We start from the raw sequence: 19,783 nt of genomic DNA, 5'->3' as shown, positions 1-19,783 counted from the left end.
CGAATTGCGTCGCCCAGAAAAAAGGGAGCGGACTTGCACCCGCTCCCTTTTATTTCAACTTTGGACCCGCTTACTTGCCGGTGCCGTCCTTGGCCTCGTCGGCACCCGCTTCGGGCGTCCCGGGCGCCGGCTTCTTCTTGGCCGCGGCCTTCTTCCTGGCTGCGGGCTTTTTCTTGGCCTTGGGCGGAGCCGGCGTGAGTTCGAACGACGGCTTGCCATCCTTCATGGTCACCGACACCTCGCCGCCATCGGCAAGCTTGCCGAACAGCAGTTCCTCGGCCAGCGGCTGCTTGATCTTCTCCTGGATCAGGCGCGCCATCGGGCGGGCGCCGTAGAGGCGGTCGTAGCCCTTGTCGGCCAGCCAGGCGCGCGCTTCCTTGTCGAACTGGATATCGACGTTCTGCTCGGCGAGCTGCAGTTCGAGCTGGAGGATGAACTTGTCGACCACCCGGCCGACGGTTTCCTTGCCGAGATAGCCGAACGGCACCACCGCATCGAGCCGGTTACGGAATTCCGGCGTGAACATGCGCTTCACCGCCTCCTCGCTCGCATCCTCCTTGCTCACGTCGCCGAAGCCGATGCCCTGGCGCGCCATGTCGGCCGCGCCGGCATTGGTGGTCATGATCAGCACGACATTGCGGAAGTCGACCGTCTTGCCGTGATGGTCGGTCAGGCGCCCGTTATCCATCACCTGCAGCAGGATGTTAAACAGGTCCGGATGCGCCTTCTCGATTTCGTCGAGCAGCAGCACGCAATGCGGGTTCTGGTCGATCGCGTCGGTCAGCAGGCCGCCCTGGTCGTACCCGACATAGCCCGGAGGCGCACCGATCAAGCGGGAAACGCTATGCCGCTCCATGTATTCGGACATGTCGAAGCGCTTGAGCTCGATCCCCATAATGGAGGCGAGCTGGCGCGCGACCTCGGTCTTGCCGACGCCGGTCGGGCCGGAGAACAGGAACGAGCCGATCGGCTTGTCCGGATCGCGCAGGCCGGCACGGCTCAGCTTCATCGCGGTCGACAGTTTTTCGACTGCCGCGTCCTGGCCGAAGACGACATGCTTCAGGTCGCGTTCGAGGTTTTCCAGCGCCTTCTTGTCGTCGCTCGATACCGATTTGGGCGGGATGCGCGCCATGGTGGCGATGACCGCTTCGATTTCCTTGGCGGTGATCTTCTTCTTGCGGCGGCTGGGCGGGACCAGCATCTGCATCGCGCCGACTTCGTCGATCACGTCGATCGCCTTGTCGGGCAGCTTACGGTCGTTGATGTAGCGCGCCGACAGCTCGACCGCGGTCTTGAGCGCATCCACCGTGTAGGTGACCTTGTGATGGTTCTCGAAGGCGCTCTTGAGGCCCTTCAAAATCTTGATGGTGTCCTCGACCGTCGGCTCGTTCACGTCGATCTTCTGGAACCGGCGCAGCAGCGCGCGGTCCTTCTCGAAGTGGTTGCGGAACTCCTTGTAGGTGGTCGACCCGATGCAGCGGATCGCACCCGAAGACAGCGCGGGCTTCAGCAGGTTCGAGGCATCCATCGCCCCGCCGCTGGTCGCGCCGGCCCCGATCACCGTGTGGATCTCGTCGATGAAGAGCACCGCGTCGGGCATGCCTTCGAGCTCGTTGACGACCTGCTTCAGCCGCTCCTCGAAATCGCCGCGATAGCGCGTGCCGGCGAGCAGCGCGCCCATGTCGAGCGAGTAGATCACCGCGTTCTGCAGCACTTCGGGCACTTCGCCCTCGACGATCTTGCGCGCCAGGCCTTCGGCGATCGCGGTCTTGCCGACGCCGGGATCGCCCACATAGAGCGGGTTGTTCTTGCTGCGGCGGCACAGGATCTGGATCGTGCGGTCGACTTCGGGGCCGCGGCCGATCAGCGGGTCGACCTTGCCGTCTTCCGCCTTCTGGTTGAGGTTGACGGTGAACTGGTCGAGCGCGGTTTCCTTCTTGCCCTTGCCGTCGGCCTTCTCTTCCGCCTGCGCCTCGCCTTCCTCGGCGCCCTGCGGCGGGCGGCTCTCGATCTGCTTGCCGCCCTTGCCGATGCCGTGGCTGATGAAGCTGACCGCGTCGAGGCGGCTCATGTCCTGCTGCTGCAGGAAATAGACCGCGTAGCTGTCGCGTTCGGAAAACAGCGCCACCAGGACGTTGGCGCCGGTCACCGTGTCCTTGCCCGACGACTGGACATGCAGGATCGCGCGCTGGATCACCCGCTGGAACCCGGCGGTCGGCTGCGGGTCGGCGCTCTCGTCCGATTTGAGCGACTGGTATTCCTGCTCCAGATACTGGCGCACCACATTGCCGAGCTCGTCGAGATCGACACCGCAGGCATTCATCACCTGCGCGGCATCCTCGTCGTCGATCAGGGCCAGCAGCAAATGCTCGAGCGTGGCATATTCGTGCCGACGCTCGCCCGCGTCGCTGAGCGCTGCGTGGAGGGTCTTTTCGAGGTTTGCTGCAAAGCTGGGCATTCAGGGGTCTCTTTCGTGGGACTCGCACGGCGCGAGATGGGAGCAGCCTAGGCCTGCTTGGTTAGCCAAAGCTGTATAGGTCAGCGATATGGGAACGGAGGCGGAGAATTTCAGCCCCCGTCTCACCGCCTATTCCTTCCGCCCGAACAGCGCCTCTGCCGCGTCGCGGTGTGCGGCGGCCTTGAGGCGATGGCTTTCGACCCGGGCAATCTCGGCTTCGAGCAGCGCGATGCGCGCCTCCAGCTCCTGCTGCGAATAGGGGCCGAGGTCCTCGCCGGCGAGCTTGCTCGCGGCATCGCCTCTGGGGCGCGGACGATCGTCGTCTTCCATTGCCGCGCAGTCTCCAATTCTGATCGGTTGCTGTCAACGGGGGGCTTCGGTAATGCACCGCTGCGTGGCCGCGACGCCACGGTGCCAAGGCGCGAACAGGGGGTGAATGTGGCTGAAAACCTTCCCGAAACGATGACCGCGATGGGTTTCGACGAACCGGGCGGGCCGGAGGTCTTCCGCGCCGAGACGCTCCCCGTGCCGCAGCCGGGCGAGAACCAGGTGCTTATCAGGGTCAGTCATGCCGGGGTGAACCGGCCCGACGTGATCCAGCGGCAAGGCTTCTATCCGCCGCCGCCGGGCGCCTCGCCGATCCCCGGGCTCGAGATTTCGGGCACCGTCGTCGCCGTCGGCAAGGGCGCACCGCCCGAAATGCTCAACCGCAGGGTCTGCGCGCTCGTCTCGGGAGGAGGCTATGCAGAATACTGCCTCGCGCATTCGGCGCATTGCCTCGCCGTGCCGGAGGGGATGGAGATGGACGTCGCCGCCGCCATTCCGGAAACGCTCTTTACGGTCTGGCACAATGTGTTCGAGCGTGGTTTCGCCCGAGACGGGGAAACGCTGCTGGTCCACGGCGGGACCTCGGGCATCGGCACCATGGCGATCATGCTGGCCAAGGCCTTCGAGATGACCGTGATTACCACCGCCGGGAGCGAGGAAAAATGCCAGGCCGCGCGCGATCTCGGCGCGGATCTCGCGATCAATTACAAGGACGTCGATTTCGTCGAGGCGGTGAAGGACTTCACCGGGGGCAAGGGCGTCGACGTGGTGCTCGACATGGTTTCGGGCAGCTATGTCGCGCGCAATATCGAATGCTTGGCCGACGATGGGCGCCATGTGACGATTGCCGTGCTCGGCGGGCTCAAGGCCGAGATCAACATGGCGACGATCATGCGCAAGCGGCTCGTGCTGACCGGCTCGACCCTGCGCCCGCGTTCGGACGAGTTCAAGGCGCTGCTCGCCGACGAGATCTACACCCACGCCTGGCCGCTGTTCGAGGACGGCACGATCCGCCCGGTGATGGACGAGACATTCCCGCTGGCCGACGTCGCGGCGGCGCATGCGCGGATGGAAGCGGGCGACCACATCGGCAAGATCGTGCTACAGGTCGCGCATGGCTGAGTTCACGCTCCACGAGGATCCGCGCAGCGGCAATTGCTACAAGATCAAGCTGACCGCCGCCCTGCTCGGCCTGCCGCTGGGGGTGCAGCAATACGATATCATGAAAGGCGAGACGCGAACGCCCGAATTCCTTGCCAAGGTGAATGGCAATGGACGCATTCCGGTCCTGCAGATCGCGGACGGCGACACGGCGCGGTTCCTGCCCGAAAGCAATGCGGCCTGCTGGTATCTCGCCAGCGGCAGCCCGCTGATCCCGCAGGACCGCTTTGCGCAGGCCGACATGCTGCGCTGGATGTTCTTCGAGCAGTACAATCACGAACCCAATGTCGCGACGCTGCGCTTCTGGCTCCACTTCGTCGGCGAGGCGAACCTGTCCGAGCAGCAGAAGGCGCAGATGATGGCCAAGCGGATTGCCGGCTGCGAGGCGCTCAAGCTGATGGACCGGCATCTCGAAGCGCATGACTGGTTTGTCGGCGAGGGTGCGACGCTCGCGGATATCGCGCTCTATGCCTATACCCATGTCGCGGAGGAAGGCGGCTTCGGCCTCGCCGACTATCCTGCGATCCAGCGCTGGATCGCGCGGGTGGCCGGACTGCCCGGCTACGCCCCGATGGCCTGACCCCGAACTGTCGCAAAGTCGCCGATCGGTCACCGCTCTGTGCGCAGCGCGTAACAATCTGTCGCCATAGATTCCCGCATCATGCAGCGGGGATCGTATCCATGACCGAACTGCCGAGCGGCTTCGAAGCCCTTCACAACGTTGCCAGTTTTCCCTCCATCAAGCCCGCCGTGCCCGAAGTCACCAAGGGCGAGCGGCGGCGCTTTCGCACCATCTGGATCAGCGACGTCCATCTCGGCACCAAGGGCTGCAATCACGAGCTGCTGATCGATTTCCTCGACCACACCGACAGCGACACCATGTACCTCGTCGGCGACATCATCGACGGCTGGCGCCTGAAGAAGAAGGTCTACTGGCCGGCCGAACACAACGACATCGTCTGGCGCATCCTCAAGCGCGCGAAACGCGGCACGCGGATCGTCTATATCCCGGGCAATCACGACGAAATGGTACGGCCATTCTGCGGCATGAATTTCGGCGGGGTCGAGATCCGCCGCGCGGCCTTCCACGACACCGCCGACGGACGGCGATTGATGGTGCTGCACGGCGACGAGTTCGACACGGTGATGCTTGCGCATCGCTGGCTCGCCTTCGTCGGCGACGCCGCCTACCACGTGATGATGAAGCTCAACAATTGGGTCGCCCGCGCACGCAAGGCGCTGGGCCTGCCCTATTGGTCGATCTCCAAGGCCGCCAAGCACAAGGTCAAGAACGCGGTCGAGTTCATTTCCAAGTATGAAGAGGTCGTTGCGCGGGCCGCCGGCGAGCGCGGCGTGGACGGGGTCGTGTGCGGTCACATCCACACGGCCGAATTCCGCACATTCATGCACGAAGGCAACACGGTCGAATACTGGAACGACGGCGACTGGGTCGAAGGTTGCAACGCGCTGGTCGAACATTGTGACGGGCGCATGGAAATTCTCCACTGGGCCGAGGAAGTCGCGCGGCGCGACATGGTAGATATCGGCCCGGCCGACGAGAGCAAGCGGGAGGCGGCGTGACGGCACTGCCCTTGAACGCGCTCGGAGACAGGGCCGATCTGGCGGACGCCCCCGGAACGCCGCGTCGCATCGCGATCGTCACGGACGCCTGGTTACCGCAGATGAACGGCGTGGTCCGCACGCTCGCCACCACCTGCGAAGTGCTGCGGGAACAGGGGCGCGAGGTGCTGGTTATATCGCCCGACCAGTTCGCGAGCCTGCCCTGTCCCACCTATCCCGAAATCCGGCTCGCGCTCGCCCCGCCGGGCAAGGTCGCCGGCAAGTTGCGCGACTTTGCGCCCGAGGCGATCCATATCGCCACCGAAGGTCCGCTCGGCATGACGGCACGGCGGTATTGCGCGAAACACGGCATTCGTTTCACCACGGCTTATCACACGCAATTTCCCGACTATCTCGCCAAGCGGACCCACCTGCCTGCCGCGTGGTTCTGGCGCTACATCGGCTGGTTCCATGGACCGGCAAGTCGGGTGCTGGTGGCGACCGAGAGCATTCGCGGCGAACTACGCGACCATGGTCTTAAGCGGCTTCATCACTGGGGCCGCGGTGTCGACCTCGCCTGCTTTACCCCCGACGCCCCGTCACCACCGGAGTATGCCGACCTCGCGCGCCCGATCCAGCTTTATGTCGGAAGGGTCGCGATCGAGAAGAATATCGGGGCGTTTCTTTCCGGGTCCTATCCCGGTAGCAAGGTCGTGGTCGGCGACGGGCCTGAATTGGAAACGCTCAGGACCAGATTTCCCGAAGCGCTTTTCCTCGGCCGCAAGGCGGGTCGCGAGCTTGCCGGGTGTTACGCCGGGGCGGACGTGTTCGTGTTCCCGAGCCGCACCGACACCTTCGGCCTCGTGATGATCGAGGCGCTTGCCTGCGGGACGCCCGTCGCCGCCTTTCCGGCGGCGGGCCCCAAGGATATCGTCATCGACGAGGTGGGCGCGCTGTCCGAGCGACTCGATCGCGCGATCGCGGCTGCCCTGTTCTGCGACCGCAAGGCCTGCGCCGCCTATGGTGCGAGCTTCAGCTGGGAAGCGGCAACCGCGCAATTCCTCTCAGGCCTCGCCGCCTTCGGAGATATCGACCTGCCCCCTGCCTAGGGATTTGCTTGCCGAATCCGCCTCCCTCGCCTACATCCGTACGGTAACGGCCGTCCCGCAAGGGGCGGCCTCTCTATTTTCAGACCCGAGAGAAGGCATAGACATGGCCGACCAACCCAAACCGCTGATGCCGCATGCGACCGCCACCTGGCTCGTCGACAACACCGGCCTCTCCTTCGAGCAGATCGCCGAATTCTGCGGCCTCCACATCCTCGAAGTGCAGGCGATGGCGGACGATCTTGCCGGCAGCAAGTACACCGGGCGCGATCCCGTCCACGCAGGCGAGCTGACGCAGGAAGAAATCGAGCGCGGCCAGGCCGACAGCGAATATTCGCTCAAGATGCAGCGCGCGCCGGTTGCGGTCAGCCGCACCAAGGGCCCGCGTTACACGCCGGTGTCCAAGCGCCAGGACAAGCCCGACGGCATCGCCTGGATCCTGCGCAACCACCCGGAGATTTCGGACGCGCAGATCGGCAAGCTGATCGGCACGACGCGCAACACCATCGGCGCGATCCGCGATCGCAGCCACTGGAACATCCAGAACATCCAGCCCAAGGATCCGGTGACGCTCGGCCTGTGCTCGCAGCGCGAGCTCGACGCCGTTGTCGCCAAGGCGGCGAAGAAGGTCGCCAAGGAAGAGGGCGAAGCGGCTCCGGTCGAAGAAGTCAGCGGCGTGAGCGATCGCGACAGGCTGATCGAGGAACTGCGCGCCGAACGCGACGCGAACGAGAAGGCTGCTGCCGAGGCCGCACAAGAAGCCGAAGCCGAAGAATGGCTGCGCGCCAAGCGGGCGGCCGAAGAAGCAGGCGAAGCCACGCCGGTTTCGGATGAAGGCTTCTAGGCTGAACTCTAAAGCAATGGTGAAAAGGGCGGGATCGGCAGAGTGCCTTTTCCGCCCTTTTTGCTTGCGTTTCGCGGGTTTAGCGCCATGCTATTGACATGGATGTAAGCAAGCTGCCCAGCCACCATCCCGTTCCGTGGGATACGAAGTTCGAAGCGATGGCGCTGCCGGACATGTTTGCGCGCACCACGCAGCGCAATCCGGGCGCACCGCTGCTCCACTTCCTGGGCCGCACCTTTTCCTACGGCGAACTCTATCGCGAGGCCGAGGCCTTTGCCCATGCGATCCGGGCGCACGGGATCGCGGCGGGTGATCGCGTGGGCCTCTTCCTGCCCAATGTCCCGACTTATGTTGCGGCCTATTACGGCGCGATGATGGCTGGCGCAGTGGTGGTGAATTTCTCGCCGCTCTACACTGTGGAGGAACTGAGCACGCAGGTCGCCGACAGCGGCACGCGCCTGCTGGTGACCGTGGACGTGCCCGAACTCTATGGCACCGCCGCAGCGGTGCTGGGTGCCTCGGCGCTGGAGACGCTGGTGGTTGCGCGCCTGTCGGCCATGCTGCCGACCGTCAAGGGGCTCGCCATGCGGCTCTTCGCGCGGCGCAAGATCGCCAGGGTGGCGTATGGCGATTCGGTGCTGGACTGGTCCCGCTTGCTGGCCGGCGCTGCGCCGGGACCCGAACTGCCGGCGGTTGCAGCCGGGGATCTTGCGCTGCTCCAGTACACAGGCGGCACAACCGGCACCCCGAAGGGCGCCATGCTCAGCCATGCCAATCTGTCGATCAACGCGCAGCAGGCGGCCAGCCTCAGCCCGTTCGGTTCGCCGGAGAACGAATGCTTCATGGGCGCGCTTCCATTCTTCCATGTCTTCGCCAATACCGCGCTACTGAACCATGCCGTCGTCACCGGCGCATCGATCGCCATGGTGCCGCGCTTCGAGACGAAGCAGGTCCTGCAGACGATCGAGACTTACAAGACGACCGGCTTTCCCGGTGTGCCGACCATGTTTCAGGCGCTCCTCGACCATCCCGACCTTGCGACGACCGACGTCTCGACCATCAAGGTCTGTATCTCCGGTGGCGCCCCGCTTGCCGCCCCCTTGCGCGAAAAATTCGAGTCGGCCACAGGTATCCGGGTCGTCGAGGGGTACGGCCTGACGGAGAGTTCGGGCGTCGTCTCCGCCAACCCCTATCGCGGGAAGCGCAAGCCCGGCACGATCGGGCAGGTGGTTGCCGGTACGGAAATCCTGTTGCTCGACAAGGAGGACCCCACCCGGGCCGCACCCGACGGCGAGCCCGGTGAACTGGCGATCCACGGTCCCCAGGTGATGCAGGGCTACTGGAACAGGCCCGAGGCGGCGAAGGACGTCTTCGTCGAACACGACGGGAAGCGCTGGTTGCGCACCGGAGATGTGGCGACAGTCGACGAAGAGGGCTTCATCGAGATCGTCGATCGGATCAAGGACATGATTGCGGTCGGCGGCTTCAAGGTCTTCCCGAGCCAGGTCGAGGATGTGCTGCTCGAGAACGAGGCGATCAAGGAAGCGCTCGTGATCGGCGTGCCGGACGACTATCTCGGCGAACGCCCGCGCGCCTATGTCACGCTCAACAGCGGATCCGGGGCGACGGGCGAGGCGCTGGCTGCATGGCTTAACGCCCGGATCGGCAAGCACGAACGCGTCGAAAGCGTGATCGTGCGCGAGGAACTGCCCAAAACCATGATCGGCAAGCTCGACCGCAAGGCGCTCCGCGCAGAGCTCTTCGGCTGACCTGGGCAAAAGAGAAGGCCGCCTGCGTCGTTGCGCGGGCGGCCCTCATCCCCTCCAAAAACTTGGCCCTCCAAACTTTATGACGGCCTCAGCTGGCGACCTGCTGCAGCTCCGGCTTGCCCGCCTGCGGCTGCGCTGCGGCGGCCTTTTTCGCGTCGCGGTGGGCGAAGCGGCCTTCGACCTGCGCACCCTGTTCGATGGTCAGCGCATCGTAAAACACGTCGCCGTTGATCTTGGCGGACTTGAGGATCACCAGCTCGCGTGCGGTGATCGACCCGTTCACCGTTCCCGCAAGGCGGGCGCTCTCGGCCTTGATCGCGCCGGTCACCGTGCTGGTTTCGCCCTGCACGAGGCTCGAACAGGCGATGTCGCCTTCGACCGAACCGTCGATATGCAGGTCGGCCGAGGCTTTGATGTCGCCCTTGATCGCGAGGTCCGATCCGAGGACGGAGAAGGTCGAATTGCTCCGGGTAGCCATGGTGCGCCCTCCGCTATTCTGCACGGGCGAGCTGGGGAGCTCGTCGGATTTCTTCGAGAACATGGGGGGCGGTCTCCAGGAAGGTGCGCGGGTTGACCGCGCGATTGTTGATGCGAACCTCGAAGTGGAGGTGCGGACCGGTCGAACGGCCGGTGCTGCCGATGGCGCCGATGGTCTGCCCCGGCTCGACCTTCTGGCCGATCTTGGCACGGAAGGCCGACATATGCGCGTAGCGCGTCATCAGGCCGTTGCCGTGGGTGATCTCGACGGTGTTCCCATAGCCCGACTTGCGCCCGACGAAGGTCACGCGGCCAGCGGCTGCGGCATAGATCGGCGCGCCCTTGGGGCCACGGAAGTCGAGGCCCGAGTGCATGGCGGCGGCGCCAGTGAACGGGTCACGGCGATAACCGTAGCTCGACGTGACCATCTCGACCGAGGCGGGAGCCACCTGCGGTACGCCGGCAAGGCCGTTCTCGAGCGCCGACATGCGCGCGATCGATAGGCCGAGGCGCTCGAAACGCGGGTCGATCGTGCCGTCGGCGGAGGTGGCGAGTTTCTCGAGCGGGCCACCCATCGCGCTGCGGTCGGCATTGGCGAGCATGTTGCGCGGGTCGAGGCCGAGTTGCTTGAGAGCCGAGGCTGCGCGTTGCGCGCGCCAGTCGGCATAGCGGGTCAGGCTTTCGACGAAGGCGAGCTGGCGCGCCTCGATCCGGGCGAGCTCGGCCGCTTCGGGAATGGACATGCTGACCTTGTCGACCGTGGCCGAGGCCTCGCTCGAGGAGTCGCTGACATTTTCGACCTGCTTCACGTCGTCGGGAAGTGTCTCGACCATCGCCTCGATGAAGTCCTGGCGCTGCTTGAGATCGCTGGCGACGGCATCGATATTGTGGCGGTAGGCATCGACGCGCTCGGCGGCCGTGGCCACCTTGGCTTCGCGGTCGAGCAGCGAGAGGCGGTCGGCGGTGGCGCGATATTGCGTCCAGCCCGCGACGGCCATCGACACGGCCCACACGACAAGCACCGCAACGGCGATCGCCGCTGCGGTCATCTGGATTTTCGAGGATATTGTGATGAAGCGAACCTGGCCTTCGGAGCGCATGAAAAACTCGCGATCCGGAAACCAGTTGCGCACGCGGTGTCCCCAACCGCTGCCGGAAATATGATTGCCCAAAACGACCCGTCCCTTATGGTCTTACGTCCCTTGTCGAGGTCGCTAACAGGGGTTCCCGCGAAAATCGAATCGCGGTTCCCATGGAATCCATGAGTCGAAGCAAGGACGGGACGAGTCGTTTCAACTCGGGGAAATTTCGGAACCGATCTTCGATCCAAAGTTTAAGTTATTGTTAACTCAGGGCTCCTTGATAGGCCGGAGCAGGGCGACCTAACGCATTGTATAAAATCGACAAATCAGGCGAAAAGGCGCCACTCGCACGATGAGTGCGCGAATCGGCCTGCTTGGCGGCAGCTTCAACCCCGCCCACGGCGGGCATCGCCGCATTTCGCTGTTCGCCCTGCGCGCACTTGGTCTCGATGAGGTGTGGTGGCTCGTGTCGCCGGGCAATCCCCTCAAGCCCAAGGCGGGGATGGCGCCGCTTCCGGCAAGGATGCGCTCGGCGATCCGTCTGGCCCGCCGCGCACCGATCCGCGTCACCGCGATCGAACGCGAGCTGGGTACGCGCTTCACCGTCGATACGCTCGCGGCGCTTGCGCGCCGCTATCCGAAGAAGGAGTTCGTCTGGTTGATGGGGTCCGACAATCTCGCCCAGTTTCACCTATGGCGCGACTGGCGGACGATAGCGCGGACGATGCCGATTGCAGTCATTGCGCGGCCCGGCTATGATGACGCCGTCGTCGCAAGCCCCGCGATGGCCTGGCTCGGGCGCTTTCGCGTGCCGCTCGCCAGCTTTGCAAACGGGGGTGAATGGAGTGCACCGGCACTGGTGACTTTGCGTTTCGATCCCGATCCACGATCGGCCACGGCCATCCGCCGCGCCGATCCCGATTGGGCCGCACGCTTCGCCGGGCCGCCTCCGAGGGACCAGCTGACGCACCGGCTCGTGATGGCGCAGGGGGAAACCACCGCGCCATGATGCGTAGTGTTTTTATGATGGCTCCGGGCACGCGAACCACTTCCCCACGATCCAGGAGTACCGCATCCGCCTATGACCCAGGCGCATACCGATCCGGCCCAGCCGGGCAAGCCGACTGCCCAGGTGATATCCTTGGCCAAGGCTGATTCCGATCCGCTGCTGGCGCTGGTGCTCAAGCAGCTCGATGACGACCAGGCGCAGGACGTCGTCGCCATTCCGCTCGAAGGCAAGAGCTCGATCGCCGATCACATGATCATCGCCTCGGGTCGCTCGACCCGGCAGGTGGCCGCGATCGCGCAGAAGCTCGCCGAGAAGATCAAGCAGGAAGGCTACGGCCCGGTGAAGCTCGAAGGGCTTCCGGCGGCCGACTGGGTCCTGCTCGATGCGGGCGACGTCGTGGTGCATCTCTTCCGTCCGGAAGTCCGCAGCTTCTACAATCTGGAGCGCATGTGGGCTTTCGGCGACGCACCGCCGGTGGCCGGCACGGCGTAATCGCTGTCCGCTCGCGCATCCGCGCGAGCCTCCTCTGCGATTTCTCCCTCGCGTTGCTCGGTCGAGCACTTGCGGGTGTGCTTGGCCAGCGGCGTCCTCGACTTCGCTTCCGCCCTTGCCGGCCCTCAACCGGACCGGTGCCTTGCCATTCGAGGGGCTTTTCCGATCCTTCTCCACGTCATCGCTCGCGGCAAGATCGCCCGCTCGCCCGAGGCGGAGCTGGTCGCGCGCTATGAGAAGCGGCTGACGTGGCCGGTGAAGTTCACCGAGCTGCCCGAAAGCGGCGGGCGCATCCCCGATCCGCAAAACCCGCACAAAACGGTCTTGCTCGACGAGCGGGGCAAGGACCTTTCGTCCGAGGAGTTTGCCGCCATCCTCGGGCGATGGCGCGACAACGGCACGCGCGAATGCCGGTTCGTCCTCGGCGCGGCCGACGGGCATTCGGACGAGGATCGGCGCGAAGCGGATCTTCTGCTCGCCTTCGGATCGGCGACCTGGCCGCACCTGCTTGCGCGGGCCATGCTGGCCGAGCAATTGTACCGCGCGACCACCATCCTTTCCGGGCACCCCTATCATCGCAGCGGCTGATGGTGCAGGACTGACGCCATGATCCGGCTGTTTGCCCCCATCTGTCTTCTGTGCGCGCTCCTGGGGGCAGGGATCTTGCTGGCCCCGGCGGAGGCGCAGGCGCCCACACGGTTTACGAGCACGGCGGAAGCCCGCGATGCGCTCGACGCGGCGCGCCAGCAACAGCGCAACGCCCGTGCCCGGGGCGAGCGGCTCGAACAGCAGGCCGCACAATCGCGCGAGGCGGCGGAAAAGGCTGTGCAGCAGGCCGCAGCCCTTGCCGCGCGGGTGCAGCAGGCGGAGGCGGGGATCGCGGCTGCGGAAGCGCGCTTCGCGCTCGCCAGCCGTCAGCGCAGGACTCTCGATCGCCGCCTTGCCGAGCGCCGCGAACCGCTCGTCCGGTTGACCGGAGCCCTCCAAAGCATATCGCGACGCCCGCTGACGCTGTCGGCGCTGCAACCAGGTTCGCTCAGGGACCTCGTCCATACGCGCGCGGTTCTCGACAGCGCGATCCCGTTGGTGCGCAACCGAACCGCGGCGTTGCGCGGAGAACTCGATCGGGCGCGCGCGCTCGAAGCGGAAGCGCAGCAGGCGCTGGCGGACCGGCGCGATAGCGAGGTGGCGCTGATCGAGCGGCGCAAGGCTCTCGTCGCGGCGGCCGAACGCGAAAGGCTGACGGCGCAACAGGCTGCGGGCGGGGCCGACCGCGAAGCGCAGCGAGCGCTTGTCCTGGCGGAGCAGGCGCGCGATCTCGACACACTAGTCGGCGAACTGGAAGCTGCCGGCAGCCTGCGCGAAAGGCTGGCCGCGCTGCCCGGTCCGCTGATCCGCCCGGCCGATCCGCAAGCGGCGAGAGTCTCGGAAACACCGCGCCCCATGCCCTCTGCGACCGCGCCGCCGGCCCGCTATATCCTGCCCGTCGCCGGCCGGGTCGCGCGCGGTTTCGGGGAGAGCGGGGAGGGCGGCCCGCGCGAGGCGGGCATCCAGCTGGTCGCGCAGCCGCGCGCGCAAGTGGTTGCACCGGGAGCGGGGCGGGTGGCCTTTGCCGGGCCCTATCGCGGCTATGGCCGGATCGTCATCGTCGAACATGCCAATGGCTGGACCAGCCTCGTCACCGGTCTCGGCTCGCTCGATGTCGCGGTCGGGCAATCCCTCGTCGCAGGATCGCCGCTGGGCCTCGCCGCAGCGGAGAATCCTTCCGTCACACTCGAATTGCGGAAAGGGGGCTCGCCAGTGAACCCCCTCGACTACCTGCAATAGGCGGTCCGTCGATTTCCCCTTTCGGGACGGGCATGTCGTGCTCATCTGGTGTTAAGCGCTGCTGCGCGATAGAATGCGCGCGCATAGGAGACACATTGCCGATGAAATTTGCCGCCCTGCTTCGCTCGGCCGCCCTAGTCACCGCCGTGGCGCTCATTCCCGCGACAACCGCCGGTGTCGCGCAGGTCGAAGGGCGCGCCGGCCCCGAATTTGCGAAGGTCATGGCGGTCTACCAGCGAATCAAGGCTAGCTATGTGGAGCAGGTCGACGACGAGAAGCTGATGCGCGGCATGATCGACGGCATGCTCGCCTCGCTGGACCCGCACTCAGCCTACCTCGACGGCGGCGATCTCCAGCGCCTCGAGACCATGATCGACGGAAACTACTCCGGCCTCGGCCTCTCGGTCATCATGGAAGACGGTGCGGTAAAGATCATCTCGCCTTTCCGCGGCAGTCCCGCCGACAAGGTCGGGTTGAAAGCCGGCGACTTCATCACGCATCTCGACGGGAAACTGATCGTCGGCGGCAGCCTCGACGAGGCAGTGGCGCAGATGCGCGGGCCCGAAGGCACCTCGATCGGCCTCACGATCTTCCGCCCGGGCCGTGACGAGCCATTCGATGTGACCGTGACCCGCGGTGTGATCGAACTCGAGCCGGTGACCTGGGAACTCCAGCCGGGCAATATCGGCCACATCATGATCAACGAGTTCTCGCGCGATGTCGGCAGCGATGTGTTCGCCGCATGGGAAGACCTGCGCAGCAAGGCGACCGGGAGGCTCAACGGCCTTGTGCTCGACCTGCGCTCCAACCCGGGCGGTTCGCTCGACGAGGCGGTTGCACTGTCGGACCTTTTCCTGACCGAAGGACGGATCGTGTCGCAGCGCGGTCGCGCACGGGGCGAGAACATCTATTACGACGCAGAGACCGTCTTCCGCGGCGATATCGCCGACGGCCTGCCGATCATCGTGCTGATCGACGCCGGTTCGGCTTCGGCCTCCGAGATCGTTGCCGGCGCGCTGCAGGACCATCGCCGTGCGGTGGTCATGGGCCAGCGCAGTTTCGGGAAGGGCAGCGTCCAGTCGCTCCTGCCGCTCGGCCGCGATGCCGCGCTCAAGCTGACGACCGCGAGATACTACACGCCGTTGGGCCATTCGGTGCAGGAAGGCGGGATCAAGCCCGACATCGCCGTGCCGCAGCTGTCCGATCCCGACCTTGCGAAGAAATCGCGGTTCACCATGCGCGAATCGGACCTGCGCGGACACCTGGTCAACGAGGCGGGCATGGCCGACGAGGCGATGGAACGCGACACCCGCGACGACCCGCGCTTCCAGCAGACTGCCGAGGAACTCGAAAAGCAGGGGATCGACGATTTCCAGCTGCATTATGCGGTCGAGACATTGCGGCGGACCGCACCGAACGCGGTTGCCGCGCGCGCCAAGTAAGCTAAACGGGCGGGCATGAGCCTGTCTCCCCATTCGCGCCTCGCGCGGGCGCTCGCACTGGCAATCCCCGCCCTGCTGCTGGGCGGGGCTTATGTGTCGCAATACGGCTTCGGCCTCTACCCGTGCGAAATGTGCTGGTGGCAACGCTGGCCGCATTTTGCGGCCGTTGCACTTGGATTGCTGGCCTTCGTTGCGCCGCCGCAGCGGCTGTGGACGGGCCTTGCCGCGATCGCGATCCTCACTTCGGGCGCGATCGGGCTGTTCCACGCGGGTGTCGAATACAAGTGGTGGGACGGCATCACCTCCTGCGCCGCGATCGTCGCCGACGATGGCGGCAGCGCGCTCGACAGTATCATGAACACGCCGCTGGTGCGCTGCGACGAGCCTGCGTGGACGCTGCTGGGCATCAGTCTCGCGGGTTTCAACTTCCTGATCTCGACTGCGTCCGGGCTTGCGATCCTGCTGCTGCTCGGCAAGGATCGTCGCGCATGAGCAAGGTACCCGACCATATCGCTCGCATGATCCGCGTCGACCAGGCCGGTGAATTCGGCGCGACGCGCATTTATGAGGGCCAGCTTGCCGTCATGGGCGATCGTGCGCCCGACTCGGCGGAGATCGCCGGCATGGCCGAACAGGAAGCCGGGCATCGCGCGAAGTTCGACGCGCTGATGGCGCGGCGCGGCGTCCGGCCCACCGTGCTGCAGCCCTTGTGGGATCGCGCGGGTTTTGCGCTGGGCGCGGCGACCGCCTTGATCGGTCCCGAGGCGGCGATGGCCTGCACTGCCGCGATCGAAACCGAGATAGACGAGCATTATTCGCGCCAGCTCGATGAATTGCTCGAAACCGGCGAGGATCCGGAACTGGCGGCGATGATCGAGGAGTTTCGCGAGGACGAGCGCGAACATCGTGACGCGGCGCTTGCTGCCGGGGCCGAACGGGCGCCGGCCTACCCCTTGCTCTCCGGCATGATCCGGCTGGGCTGCCGCGTGGCGATTCGGGTGTCGGAGCGGCTCTGAGGGAACGCTCCGCCCACGTCATGCGCTTCAGTAAGCGTTCACCGCCACGCGTGCTCAATGCGCGGGCAGAAAGATCGAAGAGGTTCCGATGACCAAGCCCGTCCCCCTGCTCGCCCTGGCAGCCGCTGCTCTGGCTGGCCCCGCTATTGCGCAGACTCCGGTCGAGACCGGTGACGACAGCTACAACATGGTCATCGTCTATGGCGATGACGCCTGCCCCGAGAGCACGGCCGACCAGATCGTCGTGTGCGCGCGCAAGAACGAGAACGAGCGGTTCCGCATCCCCGAGCGCCTGCGCTTTTCCGATAATCCGGCCAATGAGGCCTGGGCGCAGCGCGTGGAACAGCTCGAATATGTGGGCGCTTCGGGCATCATGTCCTGCTCGCCGGTTGGCGCAGGCGGCTTCACCGGCTGCACGCAGGAACTGATTCGCAACGCTTATGCCGACAAGGAGAATTCCTCCGAGGTCCGCTTCGGCCAGCTCGTTGCCGAAGCGCGCGCCGAGCGCCTCGAGGGCATCGACGCCGAGGCTGCGGAGGAGCAGGACCGCGTCGAAATGATCGAACGTGACTATATGGAGCGGCTCGAGCGCGAGCGCGCCGGCCAGACGCCCGACGAAGCCGCGGCAGACGACACGACGGTCGCAGGCATGGAAAGCGAAGACGTGACGAGCGAGGAAGATCTGGTCCAGCCGCCCGAAATGTAACGCGTCTATCGCCGCTTAACCATTTGCGCTTACTACGGCGCTCATGGCTGAACCCCGCAAGATTCTCACCGTTTTCGGTACCCGTCCGGAAGCGATCAAGCTGTTCCCACTCGTGCACGCGCTGGACGCCGATCCGCGCTTCGACAGCCGCGTCTGTGTCTCCGCGCAGCATCGCGGCATGCTCGACCAAGTGCTGGCGATTGCCGATGTCGTGCCGCATCACGATCTCGACCTGATGACGCCCGGCCAGACGCTCGACGCGCTGACGGCGCGTGCGCTGGTCGAGATTGGCAGGGTGCTCGACGCGGAAACGCCCGACTGGGTTGTGGTACAGGGCGATACGACCACGGTCATGGCGGGCGCGATCGCCGCTTACTACCGCCAGATTCCCGTCTGCCATGTCGAAGCCGGCCTGCGCAGCGGCGACATCTACCACCCCTGGCCCGAGGAGGTGAATCGCCGCGTCGTCGGAACTTTTGCCGCGCTCCACTGCGCGCCGACCGATACCGCTCGCGATGCGCTGCTCAAGGAAAACACCGATCCGGCCACTGTGCATGTGACGGGCAACACGGTGATCGATGCGCTGCACTGGGTCAGCGCGAAGGTGGAAGCGGAGCCGGGGCTCGTCTCCGGCCTCGCCGATCTCGAGACCAGGTTTGCGGGCAAGCGCATCATCGGCATGACCAGCCACCGCCGCGAGAATTTCGGCGACGGCATGCAGAATATCGCCGATGCGGTTAAACGGATTGCCTCACGCGGAGATATTGCGGTTATTTTTCCGGTTCATCTCAACCCTAACGTCCACGCCGTGATGAACGAACAGCTGGCAGGACTCGACAATGTCGCGCTGATCGAACCGCTCGACTATCCGCATTTCGCCCGTCTGCTGAACATTGCAGAGCTCATGCTGACAGATAGCGGCGGGGTGCAGGAAGAGGCGCCCGCACTGGGCAAGCCGGTGCTCGTCATGCGCGAAACAACCGAGCGCCCCGAGGGTGTTGCGGCAGGGACCGCGAAGCTGGTGGGCACCGATGCCGACACGATCGTGCGCGAAACCGAGCGCCTGCTGGACGATCCCGAGGCCTATTCCGCCATGGCCCGCGCGCACAATCCCTTCGGCGACGGGTTGTCGGCGCAGCGCATCTGCGACCTCCTCGCTCGCTAGGAACGTAGCGTTACTGTTAAATTTACCGACAGGCGGTAGACCGGCTTCAACACGGTTCAGGGACACGAAAATTCATGCGTGGTGATACCAAGCCCGACGTCTGCGTCATCGGCCTCGGCTATATTGGCCTGCCCACCGCCGCGATCATCGCGCGCGCGGGCTGTCCGGTGCTCGGGCTCGACGTGTCGGAAAGGGTTGTCGAGACGATCAATCGCGGCGAAATCCACATCGAGGAAGTCGATCTCGACGGGCTGGTGCAGGCGGTGGTCCAGCGCGGCCTGCTGCGCGCCTCGACCGAGATCAGCGCCGCCGACGTCTTCGTCATCGCGGTGCCGACGCCGTTCGAAAAGGACGGCAACCACACGCCGGACACCTCCTACGTCATGGCCGCAGCCGAGAAGGTGGCGGGCGTGCTCAAGAAGGGCGACGTGGTGATCCTCGAATCGACCTCGCCCGTCGGCACGACCGAGGCGATGCGCGATGCGATGGCCGCTAGGCGCCCCGACCTCGCCATGCCGGGCCTTACCGACGGCCAGCCCGACGTCAGCATCGCCTATTGCCCGGAACGCGTCCTGCCCGGGAAGATCCTCGAGGAGCTGACGCATAACGACCGTTCGATCGGCGGCATCACCCCGCGCTGCGCGCGCAAGGCGCTCGCCTTCTACAAGCGCTTCGTGAAGGGCGAATGTGTCACCACCGATGCGCGCAGTGCCGAAATGACCAAGCTGGTCGAGAACAGCTTCCGCGACGTCAATATCGCCTTCGCCAACGAGCTGTCGATGATCGCCGACCGGCAGGGGCTCGACGTGTGGGAGGTGATCCGCCTCGCCAATCGCCATCCGCGCGTGAACATCCTCACCCCCGGCCCGGGCGTCGGCGGGCACTGCATCGCGGTCGACCCGTGGTTCATCGTCCACGGCGCGCCCGAGGAAGCGAAGATCATCCGGCAGGCGCGCGAGACCAACGATGCCAAGATGCACCACGTCCTCGCCCGCGCAAAGGCATTGGTGGAGGTGCAACCGGGCGCCAAGGTCGCCTGCCTCGGCCTCGCCTTCAAGGCGAATATCGACGACTTCCGCGAAAGCCCGGCGCGCTATGTCGCCGCCAGCCTCGCGCGCGAGTTTGGCGACCGCGTGCAGGTGGTCGAGCCCTATGCGGGCGAGCTGCCGGCGGAATTCGACGGCACCGGCGCTGAACTGGTCGACATCGACACCGCGCTCGAGGAATCGGATGTGCTGATCACGCTGGTTGACCACGACGTCTTCAAGGTCATTCCGCCCGAAGAGCGCCAGAACAAGGCCGTCTACGACACCCGCGGCATCTGGCCGGACGTCGCCTGAAT

Annotated in this window: 20 protein-coding genes; 16 read left to right on the top strand and 4 right to left on the bottom strand. The window is 65.5% G+C overall.

Annotation, left to right across the window (positions count from 1 at the left end):
• Window positions 1–70: 70 nt before the first annotated feature.
• Both clpA and K3172_RS01810 read right to left on the bottom strand, forming a co-directional pair.
• The gene (clpA, locus tag K3172_RS01815; protein ID WP_221586761.1) at window positions 71–2,458 is read right to left on the bottom strand and encodes an ATP-dependent Clp protease ATP-binding subunit ClpA; all 2,388 of its coding nucleotides are present in this window, start codon (window positions 2,456–2,458) and stop codon (window positions 71–73) included.
• A 129-nt stretch (window positions 2,459–2,587) separates the two neighbouring features.
• Window positions 2,588–2,788, bottom strand: a complete 201-nt coding sequence (locus K3172_RS01810) for a DUF1192 domain-containing protein (protein WP_221586760.1) — start codon at window positions 2,786–2,788, stop codon at window positions 2,588–2,590.
• 132 nt (window positions 2,789–2,920) lie between these two features.
• Here K3172_RS01810 and K3172_RS01805 point away from each other — a divergent pair, with 132 nt between their 5' ends.
• The 6 genes from K3172_RS01805 (at window position 2,921) to K3172_RS01780 (ending at window position 9,225) form a co-directional block, all read left to right on the top strand.
• The gene (locus K3172_RS01805; protein WP_221588942.1) at window positions 2,921–3,907 is read left to right on the top strand and encodes an NAD(P)H-quinone oxidoreductase; all 987 of its coding nucleotides are present in this window, start codon (window positions 2,921–2,923) and stop codon (window positions 3,905–3,907) included.
• Window positions 3,900–4,526, top strand: coding sequence for a glutathione S-transferase family protein (locus K3172_RS01800; protein WP_221586759.1), 627 nt, complete (start codon window positions 3,900–3,902; stop codon window positions 4,524–4,526). The genes K3172_RS01805 and K3172_RS01800 overlap by 8 nt, the downstream gene beginning before the upstream one ends.
• A gap of 101 nt (window positions 4,527–4,627) precedes the next feature.
• Window positions 4,628–5,527: a UDP-2,3-diacylglucosamine diphosphatase gene (locus tag K3172_RS01795; protein ID WP_221586758.1), complete on the top strand. Its 900-nt coding sequence runs from the start codon at window positions 4,628–4,630 to the stop codon at window positions 5,525–5,527.
• Window positions 5,528–5,628: 101 nt separating this feature from the next.
• The gene (locus tag K3172_RS01790) at window positions 5,629–6,615 is read left to right on the top strand and encodes a glycosyltransferase family 4 protein (RefSeq protein ID WP_221588940.1); all 987 of its coding nucleotides are present in this window, start codon (window positions 5,629–5,631) and stop codon (window positions 6,613–6,615) included.
• Window positions 6,616–6,718: 103 nt separating this feature from the next.
• On the top strand, window positions 6,719–7,456 hold the full coding sequence (locus K3172_RS01785; RefSeq protein WP_221586757.1) for a DUF1013 domain-containing protein: 738 nt from the start codon (window positions 6,719–6,721) through the stop codon (window positions 7,454–7,456).
• 98 nt (window positions 7,457–7,554) lie between these two features.
• Window positions 7,555–9,225, top strand: coding sequence for an AMP-binding protein (locus tag K3172_RS01780; protein ID WP_221586756.1), 1,671 nt, complete (start codon window positions 7,555–7,557; stop codon window positions 9,223–9,225).
• An 88-nt stretch (window positions 9,226–9,313) separates the two neighbouring features.
• Here K3172_RS01780 and K3172_RS01775 read toward each other — a convergent pair whose 3' ends face one another.
• Window positions 9,314–9,703, bottom strand: coding sequence for a bactofilin family protein (locus K3172_RS01775; protein ID WP_221586755.1), 390 nt, complete (start codon window positions 9,701–9,703; stop codon window positions 9,314–9,316).
• A gap of 13 nt (window positions 9,704–9,716) precedes the next feature.
• On the bottom strand, window positions 9,717–10,835 hold the full coding sequence (locus K3172_RS01770) for a M23 family metallopeptidase (RefSeq protein WP_345725569.1): 1,119 nt from the start codon (window positions 10,833–10,835) through the stop codon (window positions 9,717–9,719).
• Window positions 10,836–11,109: 274 nt separating this feature from the next.
• Between K3172_RS01770 and K3172_RS01765 the strand changes: the two genes are divergently transcribed.
• The 10 genes from K3172_RS01765 to wecC all read left to right on the top strand — a co-directional run bounded on the left by K3172_RS01765 (window position 11,110) and on the right by wecC (window position 19,781).
• Window positions 11,110–11,793: a nicotinate-nucleotide adenylyltransferase gene (locus tag K3172_RS01765; RefSeq protein WP_425594697.1), complete on the top strand. Its 684-nt coding sequence runs from the start codon at window positions 11,110–11,112 to the stop codon at window positions 11,791–11,793.
• Between the two features lie 72 nt (window positions 11,794–11,865).
• On the top strand, window positions 11,866–12,285 hold the full coding sequence (rsfS, locus tag K3172_RS01760; RefSeq protein ID WP_221586753.1) for a ribosome silencing factor: 420 nt from the start codon (window positions 11,866–11,868) through the stop codon (window positions 12,283–12,285).
• Between the two features lie 165 nt (window positions 12,286–12,450).
• Entirely contained in the window at window positions 12,451–12,873 is a 423-nt protein-coding gene (locus tag K3172_RS01755) for a 23S rRNA (pseudouridine(1915)-N(3))-methyltransferase RlmH (RefSeq protein WP_221588937.1), read from the top strand.
• An 18-nt stretch (window positions 12,874–12,891) separates the two neighbouring features.
• Window positions 12,892–14,112: a murein hydrolase activator EnvC family protein gene (locus K3172_RS01750; protein WP_247717898.1), complete on the top strand. Its 1,221-nt coding sequence runs from the start codon at window positions 12,892–12,894 to the stop codon at window positions 14,110–14,112.
• 101 nt (window positions 14,113–14,213) lie between these two features.
• A complete protein-coding gene (locus tag K3172_RS01745; protein WP_221586752.1) occupies window positions 14,214–15,554 on the top strand; it encodes a S41 family peptidase in 1,341 nt (446 codons plus the stop codon).
• 15 nt (window positions 15,555–15,569) lie between these two features.
• Window positions 15,570–16,046, top strand: coding sequence for a disulfide bond formation protein B (locus K3172_RS01740; protein WP_221586751.1), 477 nt, complete (start codon window positions 15,570–15,572; stop codon window positions 16,044–16,046).
• Complete coding sequence (locus K3172_RS01735) at window positions 16,043–16,570, top strand: demethoxyubiquinone hydroxylase family protein (protein WP_221586750.1); 528 nt, start codon at window positions 16,043–16,045, stop codon at window positions 16,568–16,570. The genes K3172_RS01740 and K3172_RS01735 overlap by 4 nt, the downstream gene beginning before the upstream one ends.
• An 88-nt stretch (window positions 16,571–16,658) precedes the next feature.
• Window positions 16,659–17,276, top strand: coding sequence for a hypothetical protein (locus K3172_RS01730; RefSeq protein WP_221586749.1), 618 nt, complete (start codon window positions 16,659–16,661; stop codon window positions 17,274–17,276).
• A gap of 43 nt (window positions 17,277–17,319) precedes the next feature.
• Entirely contained in the window at window positions 17,320–18,441 is a 1,122-nt protein-coding gene (wecB, locus tag K3172_RS01725; RefSeq protein WP_221586748.1) for a non-hydrolyzing UDP-N-acetylglucosamine 2-epimerase, read from the top strand.
• Between the two features lie 74 nt (window positions 18,442–18,515).
• Window positions 18,516–19,781, top strand: coding sequence for a UDP-N-acetyl-D-mannosamine dehydrogenase (gene wecC, locus K3172_RS01720; protein ID WP_221586747.1), 1,266 nt, complete (start codon window positions 18,516–18,518; stop codon window positions 19,779–19,781).
• The last annotated feature ends 2 nt before the right edge of the window (window positions 19,782–19,783 follow it).

This window comes from Qipengyuania proteolytica (assembly GCF_019711565.1).
GTDB classification, from domain to species: domain Bacteria; phylum Pseudomonadota; class Alphaproteobacteria; order Sphingomonadales; family Sphingomonadaceae; genus Qipengyuania; species Qipengyuania proteolytica.
The sequence above is the reverse complement of the archived record's forward strand: the minus strand, read 5'-3'. Positions and strand labels throughout refer to the sequence as shown.

Coding starts and splice junctions, on each gene's coding strand:
- wecC (WP_221586747.1), top strand. CDS start 18,516: ATGCGTGGTGATACCAAGCCCGACGTCTGCGTCATCGGCCTCGGCTAT.
- K3172_RS01780 (WP_221586756.1), top strand. CDS start 7,555: ATGGATGTAAGCAAGCTGCCCAGCCACCATCCCGTTCCGTGGGATACG.
- K3172_RS01800 (WP_221586759.1), top strand. CDS start 3,900: ATGGCTGAGTTCACGCTCCACGAGGATCCGCGCAGCGGCAATTGCTAC.
- K3172_RS01775 (WP_221586755.1), bottom strand. CDS start 9,703: ATGGCTACCCGGAGCAATTCGACCTTCTCCGTCCTCGGATCGGACCTC.
- K3172_RS01730 (WP_221586749.1), top strand. CDS start 16,659: ATGACCAAGCCCGTCCCCCTGCTCGCCCTGGCAGCCGCTGCTCTGGCT.
- K3172_RS01785 (WP_221586757.1), top strand. CDS start 6,719: ATGGCCGACCAACCCAAACCGCTGATGCCGCATGCGACCGCCACCTGG.
- K3172_RS01790 (WP_221588940.1), top strand. CDS start 5,629: ATGAACGGCGTGGTCCGCACGCTCGCCACCACCTGCGAAGTGCTGCGG.
- wecB (WP_221586748.1), top strand. CDS start 17,320: ATGGCTGAACCCCGCAAGATTCTCACCGTTTTCGGTACCCGTCCGGAA.
- K3172_RS01745 (WP_221586752.1), top strand. CDS start 14,214: ATGAAATTTGCCGCCCTGCTTCGCTCGGCCGCCCTAGTCACCGCCGTG.
- K3172_RS01795 (WP_221586758.1), top strand. CDS start 4,628: ATGACCGAACTGCCGAGCGGCTTCGAAGCCCTTCACAACGTTGCCAGT.
- K3172_RS01805 (WP_221588942.1), top strand. CDS start 2,921: ATGACCGCGATGGGTTTCGACGAACCGGGCGGGCCGGAGGTCTTCCGC.
- clpA (WP_221586761.1), bottom strand. CDS start 2,458: ATGCCCAGCTTTGCAGCAAACCTCGAAAAGACCCTCCACGCAGCGCTC.
- K3172_RS01740 (WP_221586751.1), top strand. CDS start 15,570: ATGAGCCTGTCTCCCCATTCGCGCCTCGCGCGGGCGCTCGCACTGGCA.
- K3172_RS01810 (WP_221586760.1), bottom strand. CDS start 2,788: ATGGAAGACGACGATCGTCCGCGCCCCAGAGGCGATGCCGCGAGCAAG.
- rsfS (WP_221586753.1), top strand. CDS start 11,866: ATGACCCAGGCGCATACCGATCCGGCCCAGCCGGGCAAGCCGACTGCC.
- K3172_RS01735 (WP_221586750.1), top strand. CDS start 16,043: ATGAGCAAGGTACCCGACCATATCGCTCGCATGATCCGCGTCGACCAG.
- K3172_RS01750 (WP_247717898.1), top strand. CDS start 12,892: ATGATCCGGCTGTTTGCCCCCATCTGTCTTCTGTGCGCGCTCCTGGGG.